We start from the raw sequence: 4,197 nt of genomic DNA on the forward strand, positions 1-4,197 counted from the left end.
CCGCCCCCGGCTGCCCACGACGAGCAGCTGGGCCCGGTCGGCCAGATCCAGCAATGCGGTCGCCGGCCGGCCCCGGGTGATCACCCGCTGCACCGGGACGTCGGGATATTTCTCTTGCCAGCCGGCAAGCCGTTCGGCGAGCACCTCGGTTTCCCTGGTCTCGATCGCCGACTCGTCGAGGGTCCAGCGCGTCTCCTCGAATATCTTGACCAGAAACGAGTCATCCCACGCGTGCACGGCGATCAGCGCCGCGTTTCGCCATGAGGCCTCGTCGAACGCGAACGCCACCGCCTCCTCACTCGCGGGCGAGGCGTCCACGCCCAGCACCACCGGCCCGTCCGACGGCGGGGTCTCCTCGGCGACATGCGGTCGTACCAGCGCGACCGGGCACCCCGCGTGCGCGGCCAGGGTCACCGACAGCGATCCCCCGAGAATCCGGCCCAGCGGCCGCAATTCCCGTGCACCGAGCACCAGCAGTGCCGCTGACCGCGCCGGATCCAGTAACGCCGCGGCCGGTCCGTCATGGCTCAACTCGACTTCGACGTCGACACCCGGTGCCGCTTCCCACGCGGCGTCGCGCGCCGCGTGAAGCAACCGCTCCCCACGCATGCGCAACACCGCCCGGAGGTCCTCACTGGTGGACCAACCGTCGGGATGGTCCACCGACAGCTCATCGGTCGCGTGCACCAGGCGGAGTCGACGGTGCCGCCGGGCAGCATCGGCGGCCGCCCACCGCACGGTATCCGGCATCCCCGGCGAGTCGTCCACGCCCACCACAAGGACCCCCGTGTCGTTCCGCATCGCTGCTCACTCCTCACTTCTTTGCCCTCCCAGGAAAGTAACCACGGACAAGGCCCGCGGACCGCTGGCGTTCGTCCCTGGGTCAATGGACTTTGTCCCTCAGACGCCGAGCCCGCGAGATCCCGAGCAGACCCCATCCCCGCCGCGCGAGTTGCGCGTTCCCGATGCGCGAGTTGAGCGTTCCCGCCGCGCGAGTTGCGCGTTCCCGCCGCGCGAGTCGCGCCTTCCCGATGCGCGAGTTGAGCGCTCCCGATGCGCGAGTTGAGCGCTCCCGATGCGCGAGTCGAACGTTCCCGCGGCGAGTTGAGCCTTCCGCGCACCCACAACGCGCAACTCGCGCACCCACAACGCGCAACTCGCGCTTACACCAGCTCACAGGTGTGTCGGCGCTGCCAGCAGGGCTGTGGCCTCGCGGGCCAGTTCCACGTCCTCCCCGGCGGCGATCGCGCACAGCGAGACCGCTGCGCCGGGCGGGCTGATCAGCCGGTCGCCGGTACCCGCGAGGCGGGATGTGTCGATTTCCAGGCCCAGTAAGGGAAGTCCGTGCACGAGTTCGGCGATCAGTCCGGGCTGGTGCTCGGCGACACCACCGGTGAACACGACCGCGTCGAGCCGGTCCAGGCTCATCGCCACCGCCCCGATCTCGCGCCGCAGTCGGTGCAGATACACCGCCACCGCGGCGCCGGCCGCCTGGTCTCCCGCGGCGCGCGCGGCGAGGATGTCACGCAGGTCCCCGGTGGTGCCGGTCATCCCGGCCAGTCCCGACCGGTGATACAGCGCATCGCGCAGACCGGGCACGTCGACGTCGCCCGTCGCCAGGACGTGCAGCAGCAGCCCCGGATCCACCGAACCGGAGCGTGTCGCCATCGCCGCCCCTTCCAACGGGGTGAAACCCATGGAGGTGTCCACGCTGACGCCGTGGCGGATCGCGGTCACCGAGACACCGGCCCCGATGTGGCAGCAGAGCATCCGAACCGGAGGCGAGGCGAGCAGCTCCGCGCACCGGCGTACCGCGTACTGACAGGACAACCCATGGAAACCGTAGCGGCGCAACCGATTCTGTGCCGTCCACGCACGTGGCAACGCATAGCGCGCCGCCGCATCGGGAAGTCCACTGTGGAACGAGGTGTCGAAACACGCAACCACCGGCAGGCCCGGCAACGACGCGCGGACCAGCCGGGTCACCTCGACCGACAGCGACTGGTGCAGCGGCGCGAGCGGACCCAAGCGGTCAAGCCACCGCAGCAGTTCGTCATCGACCAGCGCCGGGCCGGGCCGCGAACCGCCGTGCACGAACCGCACCGCGATCGCGTCCGGCCGTCCCCAGCGCTCGATCCCTTCCCGCACCGCACTTTCGTCGCCGCCGACGTCCGCCGCGGGCCACACCGCCGTATGCGACACCGCACCGTTGTCCACAATGGACACCTTCATACTGGAGGAACCCGGGTTCAGCACCAGGATGCGCATGCTGCTTCCTCAGGCCCAGGTCCAGTTGCGTACTTCGGGGAGGTCTTCGCCGTGTTCGCGGATCCAGTGGTGGTGTCGTTGCCGGGTTTCGGCCATGACCTGACGGACACCGCCGGCGGTGCGGGACAGGCCGGGAGTGCGGTCGATCACGTCGATCACGAGTTGGAACCGGTCCATGTCGTTGAGTACCAGCATGTCGAACGGGGTGGTTGTGGTGCCGTGTTCGCGGTAGCCGCGGACGTGGAATTCAGCGTGGTTGGTGCGTTGGTAGGCCAGCCGGTGAATCAGCCATGGATAACCGTGGTAGGCGAAAATCACCGGACGGTCGGTGGTGAACACCGCGTCGAACTCCCAGTCACTCATGCCATGTGGATGCTCGGTCACCGGCTGCAGGCGCATCAGATCGACCACGTTGACCACCCGCACCGCCAGCCCCGGCAAGTACTCCCGTAACAACGACGCCGCCGCCAACACCTCGATCGTCGGCGCGTCACCCGCGCAGGCCAGCACCACATCCGGCTCCCGCTGCGGGAATGTGCTCGCCCACTCCCAGATCCCGGCGCCCCGCGCACAATGCAACGCCGCCTGCTGCGGATCCAGCCAGTTCGGTGTCTCATTCTTGCCCGCCACAATGACATTCACGTAATCCCGGCTACGCAGGCAATGTTCGGCGACCGTGAGCAGCGTATTCGTGTCCGGCGGCAGATACACCCGCACCACCTCGGCGCTCTTGTTCGCCACGTGATCAATGAAACCCGGGTCCTGATGCGAAAACCCATTGTGATCCTGGCGCCACACATGCGACGTCAGTAGATAATTCAGCGACGCCACCGGCCGCCGCCACGGAATCGTCCGGGCCGTACGCAGCCATTTGATGTGCTGGTTCACCATCGAATCCACAATATGCACAAACGCCTCATAACACGAAAACATCCCGTTCCGGCCGGTCAACAGATACCCCTCGAGCCACCCCTGACACAGATGCTCCGACAACACCTCCACCACACGCCCATCCGTGGCCAGATGTTCGTCCACCGGCTCCACCCGCGCCTGCCACGCCTTCCCCGTCACCTCATACACCGCATCCAGCCGGTTCGACGCCGTCTCATCCGGCCCGAACAACCGGAAATCCCGGCGATCGTCGTCCCGGCTGAACAGATCCCGCAGATAGCGGCCCAGGACCCGGGTCGGTTCCGCACCACTCACCCCCGGCGCGGTCACGTCGATGGTGTGCGACGCAAGCTCCGGCAACGGCAGGGGACGCAACACCAGCCCACCGTTGGCGTGCGGGTTGGCCCCCATCCGCCGTGTCCCCCGGGGAATCACCGCGGTCACCCCGGCCCGCGGACCACCGTTCGCATCGAACAACTCCTCCGGCCGATACGAACGCAACCACGCCTCCAGCGCCTTCAAATGTTCCGGATCCTCCCGCACCCGCGCCAACGGCACCTGATGCGCCCGCCACGTCCCCTCCACCGGCCGACCGTCCACAACGGACGGTCCGGTCCAGCCCTTCGGGCTCCGCAAAACGATCAACGGCCACCGCACATGGCCCTGGGCCCCGCCGCGCGCCTCGTCCTGGATCCGGCGGATCTCGGCGTGGACGTCCTCCAACACCGCCGCCATCGCCTGGTGCATCACGGCAGGGTCGTGACCGGTGACATAACGAGGCGCGTAGCCATAGCCACGCAGCAACTCGTCCAGCTCGTGCTCGGGGATCCGTGCCAGCACCGTCGGGTTGGCGATCTTGTAGCCGTTCAGGTGCAGAATCGGCAACACCGCCCCATCATGCACCGGATCCAGGAACTTGTTGGCATGCCAACTCGCCGCCAACGGCCCGGTCTCCGCCTCCCCATCCCCGATCACACACGCCACCATCAAACCCGGATTATCAAACGCCGCCCCATACGCATGCGCCAACGAATGCCC

Annotated in this window: 3 protein-coding genes; all 3 read right to left on the bottom strand. The window is 67.9% G+C overall.

Going from position 1 to position 4,197, the window contains the following annotated elements; genetic code table 11:
- Positions 1 to 801, bottom strand: an 801-nt coding sequence (locus tag GKO32_RS37630; protein WP_154761681.1) for a universal stress protein, incomplete at its 3' end; no start/stop codon positions are given.
- Between the two features lie 372 nt (positions 802 to 1,173).
- Positions 1,174 to 2,268 carry an acetate/propionate family kinase gene (locus GKO32_RS37635; protein ID WP_154761682.1) on the bottom strand — a complete coding sequence of 365 codons (1,095 nt, stop codon included), beginning with the start codon at positions 2,266 to 2,268 and terminating at the stop codon, positions 1,174 to 1,176.
- A 9-nt stretch (positions 2,269 to 2,277) separates the two neighbouring features.
- Positions 2,278 to 4,197: phosphoketolase family protein (locus GKO32_RS37640; RefSeq protein WP_154761683.1), on the bottom strand; the 1,920-nt coding region annotated here is incomplete at its 5' end.

The sequence above is a fragment of the Amycolatopsis pithecellobii genome, from assembly GCF_009707865.1.
GTDB lineage: Bacteria > Actinomycetota > Actinomycetes > Mycobacteriales > Pseudonocardiaceae > Amycolatopsis_E > Amycolatopsis_E pithecellobii.